At 40.4% G+C, this 16,034-nt stretch carries 17 protein-coding genes; 9 read left to right on the forward strand and 8 right to left on the reverse strand.

Annotated features, from left to right (window positions below):
* Positions 1 to 10: 10 nt before the first annotated feature.
* The gene (locus D7Z94_RS09450; RefSeq protein WP_120711315.1) at positions 11 to 361 is read right to left on the reverse strand and encodes a winged helix-turn-helix transcriptional regulator; all 351 of its coding nucleotides are present in this window, start codon (positions 359 to 361) and stop codon (positions 11 to 13) included.
* A gap of 110 nt (positions 362 to 471) precedes the next feature.
* Here D7Z94_RS09450 and D7Z94_RS09455 point away from each other — a divergent pair, with 110 nt between their 5' ends.
* Positions 472 to 918: an SRPBCC family protein gene (locus D7Z94_RS09455; RefSeq protein WP_120711316.1), complete on the forward strand. Its 447-nt coding sequence runs from the start codon at positions 472 to 474 to the stop codon at positions 916 to 918.
* Positions 919 to 923: 5 nt separating this feature from the next.
* Here D7Z94_RS09455 and D7Z94_RS09460 read toward each other — a convergent pair whose 3' ends face one another.
* Together D7Z94_RS09460 and D7Z94_RS09465 are read right to left on the reverse strand one after the other, a co-directional pair.
* Positions 924 to 2,573: a serine hydrolase gene (locus D7Z94_RS09460; protein WP_120711317.1), complete on the reverse strand. Its 1,650-nt coding sequence runs from the start codon at positions 2,571 to 2,573 to the stop codon at positions 924 to 926.
* A gap of 86 nt (positions 2,574 to 2,659) precedes the next feature.
* Positions 2,660 to 3,001: a DUF6249 domain-containing protein gene (locus D7Z94_RS09465; RefSeq protein ID WP_147415863.1), complete on the reverse strand. Its 342-nt coding sequence runs from the start codon at positions 2,999 to 3,001 to the stop codon at positions 2,660 to 2,662.
* A 106-nt stretch (positions 3,002 to 3,107) separates the two neighbouring features.
* Between D7Z94_RS09465 and D7Z94_RS09470 the strand changes: the two genes are divergently transcribed.
* From D7Z94_RS09470 to D7Z94_RS09480, 3 genes are all read left to right on the forward strand, one after another.
* Positions 3,108 to 3,695, forward strand: a complete 588-nt coding sequence (locus tag D7Z94_RS09470) for an RNA polymerase sigma factor (protein ID WP_120711319.1) — start codon at positions 3,108 to 3,110, stop codon at positions 3,693 to 3,695.
* A complete protein-coding gene (locus D7Z94_RS09475) occupies positions 3,692 to 4,018 on the forward strand; it encodes a hypothetical protein (RefSeq protein ID WP_120711320.1) in 327 nt (108 codons plus the stop codon). The genes D7Z94_RS09470 and D7Z94_RS09475 overlap by 4 nt, the downstream gene beginning before the upstream one ends.
* Positions 4,019 to 4,098: 80 nt before the next feature.
* A complete protein-coding gene (locus D7Z94_RS09480) occupies positions 4,099 to 4,932 on the forward strand; it encodes a 3-keto-disaccharide hydrolase (RefSeq protein ID WP_245967173.1) in 834 nt (277 codons plus the stop codon).
* 36 nt (positions 4,933 to 4,968) lie between these two features.
* Here the strand turns inward: D7Z94_RS09480 and D7Z94_RS09485 are convergent, their stop codons facing one another.
* Together D7Z94_RS09485 and D7Z94_RS09490 are read right to left on the reverse strand one after the other, a co-directional pair.
* On the reverse strand, positions 4,969 to 6,075 hold the full coding sequence (locus D7Z94_RS09485) for a Gfo/Idh/MocA family protein (protein WP_120711321.1): 1,107 nt from the start codon (positions 6,073 to 6,075) through the stop codon (positions 4,969 to 4,971).
* A gap of 170 nt (positions 6,076 to 6,245) precedes the next feature.
* Complete coding sequence (locus tag D7Z94_RS09490) at positions 6,246 to 7,499, reverse strand: mechanosensitive ion channel family protein (RefSeq protein WP_120711322.1); 1,254 nt, start codon at positions 7,497 to 7,499, stop codon at positions 6,246 to 6,248.
* Positions 7,500 to 7,737: 238 nt separating this feature from the next.
* Here D7Z94_RS09490 and D7Z94_RS09495 point away from each other — a divergent pair, with 238 nt between their 5' ends.
* The 4 genes from D7Z94_RS09495 (at position 7,738) to D7Z94_RS09510 (ending at position 11,561) form a co-directional block, all read left to right on the forward strand.
* A complete protein-coding gene (locus tag D7Z94_RS09495; RefSeq protein WP_120711323.1) occupies positions 7,738 to 8,199 on the forward strand; it encodes a cold-shock protein in 462 nt (153 codons plus the stop codon).
* Between the two features lie 225 nt (positions 8,200 to 8,424).
* A complete protein-coding gene (locus D7Z94_RS09500; RefSeq protein WP_120711324.1) occupies positions 8,425 to 9,513 on the forward strand; it encodes a sensor histidine kinase in 1,089 nt (362 codons plus the stop codon).
* Complete coding sequence (locus D7Z94_RS09505) at positions 9,503 to 10,243, forward strand: LytR/AlgR family response regulator transcription factor (RefSeq protein ID WP_120711325.1); 741 nt, start codon at positions 9,503 to 9,505, stop codon at positions 10,241 to 10,243. The genes D7Z94_RS09500 and D7Z94_RS09505 overlap by 11 nt, the downstream gene beginning before the upstream one ends.
* A 460-nt stretch (positions 10,244 to 10,703) precedes the next feature.
* Positions 10,704 to 11,561 (forward strand): phosphatidylserine decarboxylase, encoded by an 858-nt coding sequence (locus D7Z94_RS09510; protein ID WP_120711326.1) that lies wholly within the window; start codon positions 10,704 to 10,706, stop codon positions 11,559 to 11,561.
* 121 nt (positions 11,562 to 11,682) lie between these two features.
* Here the strand turns inward: D7Z94_RS09510 and D7Z94_RS09515 are convergent, their stop codons facing one another.
* From D7Z94_RS09515 to D7Z94_RS09525, 3 genes are all read right to left on the reverse strand, one after another.
* Entirely contained in the window at positions 11,683 to 12,423 is a 741-nt protein-coding gene (locus D7Z94_RS09515; RefSeq protein WP_120711327.1) for a LytR/AlgR family response regulator transcription factor, read from the reverse strand.
* Between the two features lie 103 nt (positions 12,424 to 12,526).
* Positions 12,527 to 13,036, reverse strand: coding sequence for an ankyrin repeat domain-containing protein (locus D7Z94_RS09520; protein WP_120711328.1), 510 nt, complete (start codon positions 13,034 to 13,036; stop codon positions 12,527 to 12,529).
* Positions 13,037 to 13,197: 161 nt separating this feature from the next.
* Positions 13,198 to 14,280 carry an adenylate/guanylate cyclase domain-containing protein gene (locus D7Z94_RS09525; protein WP_120711329.1) on the reverse strand — a complete coding sequence of 361 codons (1,083 nt, stop codon included), beginning with the start codon at positions 14,278 to 14,280 and terminating at the stop codon, positions 13,198 to 13,200.
* A gap of 102 nt (positions 14,281 to 14,382) precedes the next feature.
* On the opposite strand from D7Z94_RS09525, the gene D7Z94_RS09530 reads away from it, so the two are divergent.
* Entirely contained in the window at positions 14,383 to 15,972 is a 1,590-nt protein-coding gene (locus tag D7Z94_RS09530; RefSeq protein ID WP_120711330.1) for an L-serine ammonia-lyase, iron-sulfur-dependent, subunit alpha, read from the forward strand.
* Positions 15,973 to 16,034 lie beyond the last annotated feature (62 nt).

Here is a 16,034-nt window from a genome sequence, read left to right on the forward strand (position 1 = left end):
ATAAAGGCTCTTATTCAAATGTAACATGCCCCATATGATTTTCGCTCCATTCACAAATGTTTTCCAATATGGGCAACAGGGCCCGTCCCTTTTCGGACAGAGAATATTCCACCCTAGGAGGAATCTCCTTATATCTCTTCCTAATTATCAATCCGTCTGTTTCCAATTCTTTGAGCTGTTCTACCAACACCCTTTTGGAAATATAATGAAGAATCGCATTTATCCTACCGAACCGTAAGGGTAGTCCATCGCTTTTTATACCCAATAAATAGATTATTAACGGTTTCCATTTACTGCCAATACTATTCATGGCATGGGTCAAGGCACAGTGCGTAGGATTTTCGATTATTGTTCTCGCCATACGTTGGTTACTTTTACATCACCAGAAATTTATGGAATGGTGAATGAATAGTTTGCTAAAGATACCAATATTAGTTCCTTTGTGTAACCATTCATGAAATCCAATTTGTTATGAAGGACTCCAGGCACTTTATAGGTGCAAAGACCACCAAAGAGGAAATGTATAAAGCGATATCCGAACCTCAAGGACTCGAGGGATGGTGGGCAACATCCGCAAAAGGAGATCCGGAGATCGGAAAAACGATAGCCTTGTATTTTAAGGACCTGACAACCCTAAAATTTAATTACACCACACTTATTCCATACGAAAAATTGGAATTGACCTGTTGCGAAGGTCCTCCTCAATGGCAGGATACTATTCTGACTTTTGAGCTGGAAGAAAAGGAGGGACAGGTATTTCTAACCCATACACATAGTAATATCCCTTCTGGCGATATTGAATCCCTTACGTACTTTAACACAAAGTGGACCGTTTATTTGTTAAGCCTAAAGAATTTCCTGGAAACCGGAAAAGGAACTCCTTATCCAACGGAATTGAAGTTGTATCATGAGGATTAATCAATTCATTTGATTTTCTCAGCGTACATTTTATCATTTTGGATTTTTGTCAGCCCAATGATTTTGCCATCCTTATCTAAACTGAATATGATCCGCGCATCAATTTCCTTGGCGAAAAACTTGTTTTCCTTATAAGGAACGATTTCCTTCTTGTCCCGGCCCACCTGTCCGTATAGTTTATTTCCCTCTATAACAACAACAAAGATAAATTTGGATGGAAACCGATATTCTCCTGTATACCGCTCAAGTGCATCCGATGGAATCTGTATCGCTTTTAGGGTTGGGATAGTTCCTGAAGATGTGCGATCGTATTTAACAGGTAACCCAAGACCTTTTAATTCAAAGGAAGCCCTATTCTTGTCCGAATTTCTTTTGAACTGTAGAACAGTCAAACTATTTCCCAATCGAAATTGGTCTTTTCCCAATGGATGGATTTTTGATTTAGATCCACCGCGATTAAAATACATGAGGTCGCCATCTTGCAAGGAAATCATTTTTTGACCCTCATACTCGGATTCGTAGACACCTTTATAGGATTCCAATTGTTTATTGGAAAGTTCTATTTCCTTCCACTGATAGGGTTTTCCCAGAACTATAGCCGCCATTTTAGAGGCTAAAACATCGAGACTTCGAGTACAGTCACAATTGGAGAGGACAGCAACGAATATTTTCCCATCAGGAAGATACAGGGCATTAGAAGTAAAACCGTTAACCAGCCCCCCGTGTTTTATAGACGGACTTCCCTGTACATTGCCCAGTCTCCAACCAAGACCATAATCAATTATTTTTCCATTGTTCAGGACTTGGGCCGCATGCGCTTTCTCCCTACTTTTCGTGCTCAGGACAAAATCGCCCATAACCGCTTCGTTCCAAATGAACAGGTCTTCTACGGTAGATACTAAGGAACCTGCGGCATAAGGCAATGTCATGCTCAAGTAATCCGAGTTTTCATAAGTATTTCCTTTTTTTTGATAACCTGGAATCCTTTTCGGAATTAGTTTCGAAGAATAGTCATAAAATGAATTTTTCATGCCGAGGGGTTGAAAAAAAGCGGCGTCAATGTATTCTCCATACATCTTGCCCGAAACTATTTCGATTACACGTCCCAATAGGATATAGCCAGAATTGCTATAGGCGTGTTTTTCACCAGGACTAAAATCCATAGGTTCGTCCTTAAAGAAATTGATCAGCTCCTCGGGATTATAATCCTTTTTCCTTACTTCGGCAGTAAATTGTGGGAGGTTAGTATAATTCCTAATCCCCGATGTATGGGCAAGCAAATGTTCCAGAGTAATGGCATGTCCATGTACCGGGTAATCCTTGATAAATTTGGTAATGTCATCCTTCAATGACAACTTCCCTTCCTCGGCTAATTTTAATATAGCAGCAGCTGTAAATTGTTTGGTAATGGAACCCAAACGAAAAACGTGTTCAGTATCCATTTCAACGTCAAGTTCAAGGTTGGCCTTACCAAAAGCCTTTTTATAGATAACCTCTCCATCTTTGGCCACTAGGACAACTTTACCAGGACCTGATGAATCCTGTTGTTCCTTCAATAGGGCATCAAAAGCTGTCTCATATGCTTGGCCTAATACTGCAAAGGATAGAAAACCGAGTAATAACAGACATAGATTTCTTTTTAGTTTAATTTTCATACGATTCGATTTTGATTGATGCGTTGTAATCCTCTCGGAGTTTAAGCTTCTAGTATTCTAGTTCAATTATCTGCCAATAGCAATGTTTACTGTTTTGTCTGTATTCTTTTAAGCACCCAGTATGAAACTAGCAGGCTAATTCCCATGAACAGAAAAATGGAGAACGGGAATATCAAATTTCCAATTCCTCCTACATCCAGTGAATCTAACAATCCACCTACCAGCATGCCCAATGCAATTCCAATGCTTACAATACCTAGGGTGAGAACAAAAGGTAGGTAGTGGGTATTTCCCTTAAAATAATCCCTTGGCAATCCTTTTTCTAAAATGACCATACGTTCTTTATGTCGGGTAGTAAAATAATAATAACATATTCCAAACACGACCAGTGCTATGGAAATAAACAATGCGGCAGATGTAATTTTCATGGCCTTTCTTTTTTCGTTATCTATCGTTTTCTTGGTTAGACTTAAAATAGTCAATAGTGGTCACTTTTTGTGACCATTATTCAAAAAATACAGTCTAACTTTAAGAATGGCCGGAGCTCAAAAAAATAAACAAGAGGACAGGTTTCTAAAAAAGGCGGCTCAGGGTAATCGAGAAGGTCTTGAGTATTTGGTGAATACCTACAAGAACTTAGCTTATACGGTTGCCATTACCATTCTACGGAATAGGGAGGATGCCGAAGAAGTGGTGCAGGATGCATTTATAAAAGCTTTCGCCTCCCTCAAGGGGTTTAAAAAATCCTCAAAGTTTTCTACATGGCTCTATCGAATTGTTTACAATTGTGCGTTGACAAAAATTGCGAGCAGAAAGATTATGAACGCTTCTTTGGAAGAAGTCTCAAGCCATGAAAAGAATTCAAATGCTGAAAACAAGGGTTGGGACGCTTTGCGATCACATGAAAAAAGGAAATATATAGATCGCGCAATGGACCGATTATCCCCCGAAGATCGCTTACTGTTTACTTTACATTATGTACGCGGAAAGACGATTTCCGAGATAGGCAATATAATGGATCTGAAAAGGTCGGCCATTAAGATGCGCCTGTTACGGGGGAGGAAACAATTGAAAATCGAGTTGGAATCCGTATTGGGAAACGAAGTAAAGAATCTATTATGAAAAAGTACAGTATCGAGGATGAGGAACTCATTGAGCTATTACGAAAAAGTAAATTAGAAGAGCCATCGGAAGATTTTACTAAAAGACTCACTGAATCGGTGATTGGGAGGTACCATAAAAAGAAGGTTCCGGAAAGCATCTTCGACAAATATTTCGGAAGATTTGTCCTTTTTTTCCTTGTCTTTTCCAACCTGTTGTTTTTATATGATTTGAAGCTTTTCCAAGCCGAGCCCCAACTTTTTATGGGTGTAATTGCCTTTGTTATTGGTTTGTGGTTACTAATGGCCTTAATGATCGGATTCAGAAAACCATCTCTTTCTTGATAGTTTGATGGATTCCTTTAGCGGATTATCTTTTTATCCCTACATTTAAAAAGAAAATGACGCTTTAAATCTGACTATAAATGCAATCAATCCCTTATAAATTGATGAAATTCATTTTATTATCATTGTCACTATTGCTAGTTTCCTGCGGAGAGAAAAAGACCGACGCTAATAAGGAATCAGCCGTTTTGGAAAAAACTGAATCGAAAAAAAACAATTGGGTATCTATCTTCAACGGAAAGGATTTAGAGGGTTGGACCATGAAAATCAGCAGTTACCCCCTTGGTGAAAATTTTGGAGATACCTTTCGTGTGGTTGATGGAATCCTAAGCATCCGCTATGATGGCTACGGCCCGGATTTGAATAATCGTTTCGGCACCCTGTACTATGATAAAAGACTCACGGACTACCGCCTCAAAGTAGAGTACCGATTTGTGGGTGAAACAGCGCCAGGGGCGCCTGAGTGGGGCTATCGCGATAGTGGTATTCAATTTCACGGCCAACCACCAAATACACAAAAATTGAATCAACCATTTCCTGTTTGTATGGAATATAATTTCCATGGCGGAAATGGTAAGGACGACCGCCCATTAGGAGCCTTATGCGTCAATGGAATATTTGTGGAATTTGATGGGGCAAAGAATACGACTACCTGTATTCCGGCAACGGTTCCCCGAACCTTTCACGGAGATCAATGGGTAACCGCGGAAATAGACATCAAGGATGGAGAAATAACCCACTTTGTCAATGGAGAAGAGATTTTAAGTTATACCAATCCCTCCTACGACCCCAACAATGAAACTGCAAAAACATTGATTGTGGATGGAGATACCTCTGTAAAGGGCGGCTATCTTTCCTTTCAATCCAATAGTCACCCCATCGACTTTCGAAAAATAGAGCTGTTGGAATATTAGTCTCCGATCATCACCTTTGGAAGTTGTCTTGATATGTCATAAATCAACACGTTTTCCGGTCTTTACCGCTAGGTATATGGCATCTATAATCTTCATATCCTTAACACCTTCCTCACCATCAAGAGGTACAATAGGTTCAACACCTTCAAAAATGAGTTGGGCCATCCCGTCCATTTGAAGGGTCTGGTGCGTAATATGAGGCTGCTTCAATTCACCCTTATGTGTACGTCCCTTGATAGGGCCATAGCCTGTAGAGGGTTGCATTTCTGCAAAACCGTCCTCCCCGTTAAGAAAAAAACGATCCAAATGACTCATGGCGTAAGTAGATAGGCAAGAAGCTACGGCACCACTGGGAAAACCCATTTGAAACTGTATGGTTTCGTCCACCCCTTCCTTAAATTTCACCGAATCTGTTTTTGTCTCCTGGGCAGTGACCCAAATAGGTTCCTCCCCGAGCATATAGCGCGCGCCATTAATAGAGTAGATACCGATATCCATCATAGCGCCACCACCGGCCAGTTTCTTGTTCAAACGCCATTGCGTAGGATCTCCTATGGTAAATCCGGATTGGCCTTGAAAAAATTTAAGCTTTCCAAATTCACCTGCTTTACGCATCCGAATCACTTCTACCGTCTTTGGTTCGTAGTGCATGCGATAACCTATCAACAATTTTACATTGGCCGCTTTGCAGGCGTCTACCATTTCTTGGCCCTCTTGGGCGTTAATGCCCATTGGCTTCTCGCAGATCACATGTTTCCCAGCCTTGGCGACCCTTATCGTCTGATCCTTATGTAGTCCATTGGGGGTAATAACATAAACGACATCTATATCCGGGTTCTCCTTGATACGATCAAAATTATCGTAGTTATAACAATTCTTTTCGGGAATACCATATTTGGCACGCCATTCAACTATTTTGGAGGGGGTTCCACTAATGACGCCAGTCAGTTTGGCCCGTTTGCAGGACTCCATCGCTTTTGCCACTCTACGTGCATAACTGCCCAACCCCATAATGGCGACCTTTAAAATAGGCCCGTCATAGGCTTCATCTGAAGCAGCGAACAAGTTTGTGGGATTGTACAATAAGGGTAAACTAATTGTTGAAACGGTCAATTTTTCTAAAAAATCTCTTCTTGAACCCATAGTGTCATATTTGTTGGTTCTAAAATAACCAAAATGAAGTTATACCGCCTTCAGAATAAAAAATGTTTTGTTATAAAACAGCAGAAATACAAAGTTTTGGGTCGTACTACGTTTACTGAATAGTATACTCCTAACCAGACGGACCACGCAAAAATCTCTTTAAAAACATGTTAAGTATTTATTGCGGATTCCAAAGATGTGGGCAATTCAAAGACTTCCAACTCAAAATAGGGGAGGGCCGCCAATAAGTGGTCGAATATATCTGCCATGATATATTCATAATTTTCCCACCGCTTATCACTGCTAAAAGCATAAATTTCCAAAGGAATTCCTTGCGGAGTAGGGTTCAACTGGCGTATCATCAAAGTCATATCCTCGTTAATCGCAGAATGGTTCTCCAAATAGCTCTCCATATATTTGCGGAAGACACCAAGGTTTGTAAGGTTCCTTCCGTTTATGGCCAGATCCTTATTAATTCCACGTTCTTGGTTAAACGAAGCAATTTTTTTATCCCTGGTTTCCAGATATCGGGTGATAAGCTCTATTTTCATTAAAGATTCCACATCATCCGGACTTAGGAATTTTACACTTTTCTGCCGAACGATCAATGCCCGCTTTATACGTCTTCCTCCTGATTTCTGCATACCTCTCCAATTTTTAAAGGAATCTGAAATCAAGGCATAGGTAGGAATAGTGGTAATGGTCTTATCGAAGTTCTGCACCTTCACCGTTGCCAAACTTATTTCAATAACATCGCCGTCCGCACCATACTTCTCAAAGGTAATCCAGTCGCCGATTCGAACCATATCGTTTATGCTCACCTGTATGCTCGCCACAAGGCCCAGAATGGAATCCTTGAAAATCAATAGGATAACTGCGGATGCGGCACCAAGGGCCGTAAAAAATTTCCAAATGGTCGTATCCGTGATAATGGCGAAAATGGTCAAAATACCGCCTGCCCAAGCAAATATCATAAAGACCTGAATGTAGCTATCCAAGGGTTTGTCCCGCAAATGGGGTAGCGTCCTTAAGTAGTCCTTGGTGCTTGAAAGTAAACTTTTTACCAGCACCAAAGCCAACAGTACCCCTAAAATCATTAATACTTTAAGTACTAGGGCACCTCCATATTCAAAATCCATGAATACTATCGGGATAAGCTCAAAAAGCAGTAATAAAGGAAAGACATGGGCAATATATCTTGGCACCTTGTGGGCAACAAGGAAGTTATCAAAATTGGTTGCCGTACGCCTTGCCAACCGGACCGAAAGTGTTCGGAGGATTTTCCAGATAATGAAATCGAGCAGCCAGGAAATAGCAATACTCCCCACCAGTAGCACAAATAGATTAATATAGGATGCAGGGGTTTCCTCTATTCCGATTTTCAATAGATAATCATAGAGAATATGACCATATTGGGTGTCCATAATTGGGTTCTGTTGAAATTAGCAACTGCAAAAATACGGCTTACCGTGGATTGTTGTAGCAAACCAAGGAAAAGCCTATGAAAAATTTAACAGAACCATAGGGGTCAAATGTATTAGCAGATGAGCCATTGAACCTTTAAAATTAGAATGTTAGCCCTACTGTTTGGATTATTTTAATGTAAAGAGATATCTTTGTATACTAATCGTACCTTTTGGTCAAAACATTTTAAATAGACGAATGGCAAAATCACAGCAAACATTTAACAAAAGTGAAAAGGAAAAAAAACGTTTAAAAAAGCGTGAAGAGAAACGGAAGAAAATGGAAGCTCGCAAGGCCGAGGCAAAATTAAACGGGAAAAAGGGAATTGAGTTTGCCTATGTAGACTATAATGGCAATTTAACGGATACCCCACCCGATCCCTCGCAAAAAATTGAAATAGAGGCCGAGAACATAATTATCGGTATTCCAAAGACTTTGGAAAGCGATAAAGAAGAATTTGATCCGGTTAGAAAGGGAACTGTTTCCTTTTTTGATTCTTCCAAAGGATTTGGGTTCATAATCGATGCCGAAAACCAAGAGAAATACTTCACCCACGTCAGCGGTTTAATCGATGAAATCGCGGAAAATGACAAAGTTACTTTCGAACTGGAAAAGGGAATGAAAGGTATGAATGCCGTTAAAGTTACCTTACAAAAGTAACACGGATTACTCTATTTACTTTATATTCTGTGTCATACCCCATAACTTGATTTTTTAAGAGTATGATATCATACAGCTATTCCATTACTCTGCTTTTAATCTAAAAAAACGTTTACAGGGACAAAATGGACTTTAGCGGTCAAAAGCATGTCGTTTAGTTTCGTTATTTTATAAGCTAATCGGTAATTAGTAATTTCACCAAGAATTGCTGGCAAATCGCTCCTAATGATCGACAAGATTTCAAATCGTAAAAACAGGGTGTACTACCACGTCCTTTTTTGGATGTCCTATGTAGCGCTGTATACCCTAATGTGGGGGAGCTATGATGATGAATATTGGGAACAATTTCAACAACTGCTATTTCTTTTGCCGTGGAAAATGATTCCCACCTACATTACCCTCTACTATTTAATGCCCAAGTTTCTTTACCCAAAGAAAACCGTCCAGTATATATTCCTTTCCATACTTTTGGCTTTGGCCATAGGAGTAATAGACCGTTATATGATATGGACCTATCTCTATCGCTGGTATAGCCCGGAAAAGGAACACTGGAAAACACCCATGTTATATCTGCCCAAGTTGCTTAACTCCATTGTGGCGGTATATACTCCGGTATTCGTAGCCATGGCCATTAAACTACAGTTATTTTATTATCAGAAGGATAAGATCAATAAAGAACTGGAAAAAGAGAAGGTGGCCACGGAGCTTAAATTTCTTAAGGCACAGATCCATCCCCATTTTTTGTTCAATACCTTGAACAGTATTTATTCCCTATCGCTTTCCCAATCCAAAAAAACCCCTGATGTGGTCTTGGGGCTGTCCAAGTTTTTGGATTATATGTTGTACGAATGTAACGAGCGTTTTATTTCCATTGGAAGGGAGTGGGAGCAATTGATGAACTTGGTGGCCTTGGAGCGCATACGGTATGAAGAGGGTTTAAGTATAAACGTTTCAGAATCCATTGATAATACCGAAACACTTATTCCTCCTTTGTTGTTATTACCTTTTGTGGAAAATGCATTTAAACATGGAGCGGACAATGAAATCAATGATGCCTGGATCAACATAGACCTTAAGTTGATCAAGGAAAATCTGGTATTTATGGTGGAAAACAGCAAAAGTTCCGAGCTTTCCAAAGAAGGGTTGGATACGGACAAGAACATAGGACTTACCAATGTAAAAAGGCGATTGGAGCTGTTTTTCCCGGACAAGTATGAACTAAAGATTTTGGAGGAGGAAGATAGTTTTTTGGTAAAATTGAATATCGATTTGAGCGACATCTCCGACCTAATGCAAGAAGAAAATGTCCAATAAGATCAAGTGTATCATTGTAGATGATGAGCCCCTGGCCAGAGATGTATTGGTAAAGTATGCCAAGCAGATCGATCAATTGGAAGTGGTGGCAAGTTGTAGTAATGCCCTGGAGGCCTTTGAACATATTCAGCAAGGACATGTACAGTTGGTTTTTTTGGACATTAAGATGCCTAAATTGAATGGATTGGAACTGATCGAATCAATAAAGAATCCACCACTGATCGTTTTCACTACCGCCTATAGGGATTTTGCCGTAAAGGCATTTGAGCTGGATGCCATAGATTACCTCTTAAAACCGATTTCCTTAACTCGTTTTTTAAAGACGATTTCAAAGGTGAACAAGTATCTTCAGGGGCAGCAGATAGAACTTAATGGCGGGGAATCCGAAATGGCAAAGAGGGAAGGAACTACTACTTTAGAGCAAGAGTTTCTCTACATAAAGGCTGATCGCAAAGTGGTTAAATTGGATTTGGCCTGTATCCATTATTTGGAAAGTCTAAATGACAAGGTCATTATTCACCTAACGGATAGGGAAGTCATAACTACCCAACGTATCAGCTATTTGGCCGAGAAACTGCCCAAACAACAATTCATTAGGATCCATCGCTCTTTCATCATTTCACTCTCACATATAACCGCCTATAACAATATTATGGTGGAAGTAAAGGGCCGTGAACTTCCCATCGGAAGAAATTACCGCTCCCAAGCGTTGGAAGCCTTGCGCCAATAAGCACCCTTTTTTAGTTTTTTTCAATCTACAAAATAGATCTTCGTTTCAGGAATGTGGCTACGCTTCCCGTCTTAGGAATGGTATTTCATGTGGTTTTCTGTTAATCATTCCTTAAATGGGAGGTCAGTGACTTTTTACATCCTTGAACAGCACTTTTAGACCCGTTTTCGTCATCAATCGACCCTTAAAAGTCATATCCTAAGTGAAACGGGTCATTCACAAAAATGTCTTGATAATAGACTTTAAGGTGCCTTACTTTGAATTGTCATCAAAAAGCGGACAGTCTTTTTTATAGAGCTTTCATCAGGTTTTGAAAGACTTCCAAAAGAGAACTAATCCCAATATCAGAAAACAGGTATTGGGATATCTATTACGGATTTGGCAAGGTGTTCATACTATTTGGACCTTGAGGAGGGAAAACTGGATAGTTGGGCACTTGCCATTTAAATAAAAGAAACGTATGTCTTCTGTTTTCTATTCTACATCGGAATCCGATATTCATTTCACAGTTTTTAAGGTACCACGGTGGAGAGCTGCCATTTATCAATTCCTTTCTGTTCAACTTTGGGGAAATTTACCCAGTAACCTGCAACGTGGCATATCCGCATGGTACTCGTCCCTATATACCAAACCTTATTCCAAAAAAATAATAGGGCCGTATCTAAGGGTCAACTATTCCGATAAGAACTATCTGCAAAAGTTTAAACCGCCCAATGGGAAAAAGGAGTTTACTAATTTTCAGGATTTTTTCACCAGGGAATTAAAAGAACTCCCCCAAAACCAAAATGCCCATGTTTGGCCATGTGAAGGTCTGCTTTGTGATATGGGATCTGTAGCGGATACTACAATCTCCAATGTAAAGGGCGACAAGCGCCATATCGAAGCTATTTTTCAGATAGGTGAAGGTACCATCCCAAAGGATTATTACTTTACAAATGTATTTTTGCATAATAAGAACTATCACCGTATCCATGCTCCGATATCAGGTACGGTAAGCCGAATTCAACATGTTCCCGGTGATCTTGTGGTACTCAGGCCATGGATTTATAAGCAAAATCCTTCTTTACCCGCATTACGCAACGAACGGTATAACATCGATATTGTGGATATCTGGGGACGTACATGGTACCTATCCATAGTAGGTGGTCCGGCAGTGGGTACCATTGCGCTTCCTAAAAAAATAAGCGTAGGGTCCACCGTTGAAAAACTAGAGGAGATTGCCTTATTTTATTTAGGGTCTACCTGTTGTATGGCAGCTCCCGAAGCACCAAAATACCACTCAAAAAATAGTTTTGTTCGGGTGGGCGCTACGTATTAGACATGGTTAGTTAAGATCGTAGGCTATGTTGAGCTCTACTCATATAGTTATGTAGCGCCTTACCCAAAACAATTTGGTTTTGCTTGGTACGAGTTTTAAAAGAGCCGGTAATCCGGTGTTTTTACCAAAACACAGGTGCAAAAGACTGACCCACTTTTAGCCTTTTTCCTGAACTTAAGAGGATAAATTCCTGGCGTTGCTTCTTTTCTTTAGAAACGATTTGACTTTTGTTGACCACATATTTTCGGTGAATTCTAATAAAATCCGGTGCGAGTTGTTTTGCCATATCGCCCAGATTGGCACGTTTGATAAAAACATCGGTTCCCGTATAGAAGTTGAGATAGTGATCATCCGCTTCAATCCAATGCACTGTATCCAAACGGAGGGTAATGGTTTTTCTTCCCTTATTAACCTCTATGGTCGTCCTTTTTTTCTTCCCTTTAAGTCGTACAAACAAAGAAGATCCAAAAATTACCAAAAGATGATATAGGGCCTCCCGACCAAAATAGTAACGTGCATAATCCTCGGAAATAAAATGATCAAAGAATTCCAGACTATGCAAAAGAATTCCTGAGAGAAGATAGAAAGTAAACAAAATAACAAGGGCAAACAAAACGACTGTAAGCCAGTACCATTTTCCAAATCGCCTATTTAATTCCTTTTGTACTTGAAACGAAAGCACCATGAAGGGAATAAACAATAATACGGAAACTGCTAGGTAAATTACCGAGGTCCAAATATCATAGCTTGCATGATGTTGATACCGGATAACATTTTGAATAAGCGAAATGCCAAATACGACTAGTAGCACTAACGTAGCGAAATAAAAGAATCGTCTGTCGGTGTTAAGGGACCACATCATTTAAAAATCAATTGGAAAAACATACTTTGTTATTCCAACACTTACAAATATAGAATTTTGGATAGGTTGAAGATGTTTCAAATGATTTGAAGTTTCATATTGCCTACCCGAAAACGCCCTTGAAAAAGGTTTCTGCTAGCCCTTTTTCCTGTAACCAAGCGGCCAATTCCTTGCGTTCACCTACTTCTGCATGATGCAGCAGCGTAAATCCATGAGGTCCTGGTGCATTGAGTAAATGGGGATGGTCCGTAATGAGCTTCCGGACAAAATCGTCGTATCCCAAAAAAGTGTAGTTAAAAATATCCAATCGTGCCCCTTTGGATACCAGAAAATCCGCAATATCCTTTCTCCCCATATGTGATGCACCCCCGATGGCCGTCTCAAAATCGCCTTTGGCAAGTTGGCTAGTGCAATTCAACAATAAGGGTTTGGCCTCAATAATCTTTTGGGTGTCCTCCAAACTTTTATGTGCAGCCGATACAAATTCAGAAATTTCCTGTTGGTCGAACAACTCTTTTATAGCTCTTTTTTCATGGGACATGGCCATAGTGGGAACTATAGTGGCAATTCCTCCAAAAGCCATACTTTTTTTGATAAATTCATTTCTTTCCATGTTCACAAAAAACCAAGAATCCTGTGAACCTTCAAAGTAAAGTGTCCTATTTGTCGTGAACCTGTATGCTACCGTCGTAAACCTGCCCGTTTAAATTTTAAAAAATCCCAATTTATTTAAGTGATTTCCAAAATTAGCTAGGTAATTTTCCTTATCAAAGATTAACCTTGAAGAATAGTAAAAACATTCAGCTCTTTCTTTTTCCCTTTTAAAAGTAGATTTCCTATGGATTTCGTGGAATACTTTGAGTCTACCGGCAAATTTTCCTTTAACTCTTCAGATATCAAAACAGTAACATTGTGTTTGTTACATTCTGCTTGTATTCTTGCGGAGGTATTGATTACGTCGCCATGAAAGGCCAATTCTTTTTTTACGACACCTACTTCGGCAACCATTAACTTTCCGCCATGGAGACCCGCCTTAAATTCGGGAACCAGGCCATATTTATCCAAATAATAGGAATTCCTGGACTTCAAAACGTTCTGAAATGCAAAAAACAAAGCCACACAATTCGTATTGGCCAAACCCCTATGGTACGGCCAACTAAGTACAGCTTCATCTCCCACATATTGATAGATTTCAGCGGCATACTTTGGAACAATATCATTCAAGTCATAAAAACAATCCTGAATAAGTTGGCTATATTTAAAATGCCCTAGGGCTTCGGCAATAGCGGTCGAAGATTTCAGGTCGAGAAACATAAAAATCCGTTTCTCTTCCTGAGGTTTTTTATACCTCCCCAATAACATTTTCAGAAATACTCCTTTTCCAAATTTTTCATTGGCAATCCTAATAAAGGAAAATATCAGGGAGGTAAACAAAATGTATAGGGTAGTTATCCAAAAACCCTTGTCATGCCGCCACCACCCCGGGTCATTATTTTTCTGGAGCCCAAACAGGTTTGTTCCCAGTTCAATCATAGAAGTCGCTATCAATATTATAAAAAACAAATAGATAAGTGTCTTTATAACAATCGTTAACCCTATGGAACGCCTTTTGGAGTTATACCTTTCAAAAGCGAACTCCACCGTGGCGTAGAAAATGCCCATTAGAAAACCGGCAAGCGCAAATAATGGAAGTATGTTCTTCATTTGCATACCTTGGCGAAAGTCCGCGCTAATAGTAATACCCTCTTCGGACTCAATGCCATAAAACCGGAACATTGCCCAGAGTAACATCGCAAAGGTCCAGAAGAGTATGGATTGCCATAAGTAGTTCAAAAACATTCGTATTGCTTTGTTCATCTCTTTCGTTTTAAAGTAGGATCAAGATAGATGATTTAGATCTAAGATGTTTTATCTTTATGAAATCTTGATGTTTTCAAAGATTAAAATGTAGTGCACAGGATGAGAGGATATCCCAGCATATTCAACGATGTAATCGGACCGGTAATGCGGGGGCCGTCAAGCTCGCATTGTGCAGCCTCTTTGCGCATTGGCCGAATGTGTCGCGATTTAATGGATGGCCATATCAAGGAAGTCTATATTGAGTTTGACCCCAATGGTTCCTTGGCTACGACCCATAAGGGTCAGGGATCGGACATGGGACTTTTTGGTGGGTTCCTGGGATGGGAGGCGGACGAGGAGCGTCTACCGGATTATCTTCAGGCCATTGAAGAAGCAGGCATTCAAATCAAAATAGATATTCACCCCATAGGAGCCACACATCCCAACACCTACAAGATTACCCTGAAAAAAAATAAGGAAACTAGAACGGTAACGGCCATTTCAACCGGAGGAGGCATGATCGAAGTTGTTGAAATCGATGGGGCCCAAGTATCCATGGCCGGGGATTTTTATCAAACCTTGGTTTATGTCAAATCTCCTACTGGTCTTATTGAACATATTGAACGATCCCTCTCTTGTGATGAAATCGCTATACGCGAAGGAGTTTCTTCTTTCATCGAAATAAAATCAAGCCGATTCATTCCCGCTGACCTGGAAGCAGCACTTCTAGAAATGGATCAGGTCCTTTGCATTAAGAAAATTCATCCCGTACTTCCAATAATGGCCCGTAAAGATCTTACGGTACCCTTTATCACTTGTAACGAGATGCTGGAATATAACGCGGATAAAAACCTTGAATTGTGGGAGTTGGCCATAGCCTATGAAAGCATACGAGGGAATATATCCAAAGGGGAAGTATTTGAAAAAATGCGTTCCATATTGGGAATCATGCAAAACGCGATAGACCTTGGACTAAAAGGAACAAAATACGCCGATCGCATTTTGGGTCCTCAGTCCTTGGCGTATCAGGAACGGATAAAGGACAAAACGCTCGTGGAGGGCGATATTCTGAATCAAGTGATTTTGTACACTTCGGTAATGATGGAGGTTAAAAGTTCCATGGGTGTCGTAGTAGCCGCACCTACGGCAGGATCCTGTGGTGCTTTGCCCGGAGCGATTATCGGCGTTGGCAGAACATTGGAGCTTTCAGAAGATGAAATGGTAAAGGCGATGTTGGCGGCTGGAATCATAGGAGTTTTTATCGCGGCCCATGCCACCTTTGCAGCTGAAGTAGGAGGATGTATGGCCGAATGTGGATCAGGGTCCGGTATGGCGGCGGCGGCAATTGTAGGATTAAAAAGAGGTACGTTGAACCAATCACTTTCAGCAGCTTCAATGGCATTGCAATCCAGTTTAGGTATGATATGCGATATGATTGCCGACCGCGTTGAGGCCCCTTGCCTGAATAGAAATGTAATGGCGGCCACGAACGCCATCTCCTGTGCAAATATGGCCCTGTCCGACTATGATCATCTGATTCCCCTGGATGAAGTAGTGGAGACCATGAAACACGTAGGTGACGCATTGCCCAACACCCACCGTTGTACAGGTCTGGGAGGTCTTGCCATTACAAAGACTGCAAAGGAAATAGAGGCCAAACTGGCCAAAGGAGAAATGAACAAAAGCACGACTTTTTTTAAGGTTTGTTAGGTCGGTTAAGCCGTTTTGATAAAATTTTCCCAAGGACGGTGGTCGTTCTTAAGCTCCATATT

Origin of the sequence: Ulvibacterium marinum (assembly GCF_003626755.1) — a bacterium.
GTDB lineage: Bacteria > Bacteroidota > Bacteroidia > Flavobacteriales > Flavobacteriaceae > Ulvibacterium > Ulvibacterium marinum.

Excerpts from the sequence above, each read along its gene's own strand:
- D7Z94_RS09465 (WP_147415863.1), bottom strand. The coding sequence starts at position 3,001 with ATGAAAATTACATCTGCCGCATTGTTTATTTCCATAGCACTGGTCGTG.
- D7Z94_RS09505 (WP_120711325.1), top strand. The coding sequence starts at position 9,503 with ATGTCCAATAAGATCAAGTGTATCATTGTAGATGATGAGCCCCTGGCC.
- D7Z94_RS09485 (WP_120711321.1), bottom strand. The coding sequence starts at position 6,075 with ATGGGTTCAAGAAGAGATTTTTTAGAAAAATTGACCGTTTCAACAATT.
- D7Z94_RS09470 (WP_120711319.1), top strand. The coding sequence starts at position 3,108 with ATGGCCGGAGCTCAAAAAAATAAACAAGAGGACAGGTTTCTAAAAAAG.
- D7Z94_RS09460 (WP_120711317.1), bottom strand. The coding sequence starts at position 2,573 with ATGAAAATTAAACTAAAAAGAAATCTATGTCTGTTATTACTCGGTTTT.
- D7Z94_RS09490 (WP_120711322.1), bottom strand. The coding sequence starts at position 7,499 with ATGGACACCCAATATGGTCATATTCTCTATGATTATCTATTGAAAATC.
- D7Z94_RS09520 (WP_120711328.1), bottom strand. The coding sequence starts at position 13,036 with ATGGAAAGAAATGAATTTATCAAAAAAAGTATGGCTTTTGGAGGAATT.
- D7Z94_RS09495 (WP_120711323.1), top strand. The coding sequence starts at position 7,738 with ATGGCAAAATCACAGCAAACATTTAACAAAAGTGAAAAGGAAAAAAAA.
- D7Z94_RS09475 (WP_120711320.1), top strand. The coding sequence starts at position 3,692 with ATGAAAAAGTACAGTATCGAGGATGAGGAACTCATTGAGCTATTACGA.
- D7Z94_RS09510 (WP_120711326.1), top strand. The coding sequence starts at position 10,704 with ATGTCTTCTGTTTTCTATTCTACATCGGAATCCGATATTCATTTCACA.
- D7Z94_RS09480 (WP_245967173.1), top strand. The coding sequence starts at position 4,099 with ATGCAATCAATCCCTTATAAATTGATGAAATTCATTTTATTATCATTG.
- D7Z94_RS09450 (WP_120711315.1), bottom strand. The coding sequence starts at position 361 with ATGGCGAGAACAATAATCGAAAATCCTACGCACTGTGCCTTGACCCAT.
- D7Z94_RS09525 (WP_120711329.1), bottom strand. The coding sequence starts at position 14,280 with ATGAACAAAGCAATACGAATGTTTTTGAACTACTTATGGCAATCCATA.
- D7Z94_RS09530 (WP_120711330.1), top strand. The coding sequence starts at position 14,383 with ATGAGAGGATATCCCAGCATATTCAACGATGTAATCGGACCGGTAATG.
- D7Z94_RS09515 (WP_120711327.1), bottom strand. The coding sequence starts at position 12,423 with ATGATGTGGTCCCTTAACACCGACAGACGATTCTTTTATTTCGCTACG.
- D7Z94_RS09500 (WP_120711324.1), top strand. The coding sequence starts at position 8,425 with ATGATCGACAAGATTTCAAATCGTAAAAACAGGGTGTACTACCACGTC.
- D7Z94_RS09455 (WP_120711316.1), top strand. The coding sequence starts at position 472 with ATGAAGGACTCCAGGCACTTTATAGGTGCAAAGACCACCAAAGAGGAA.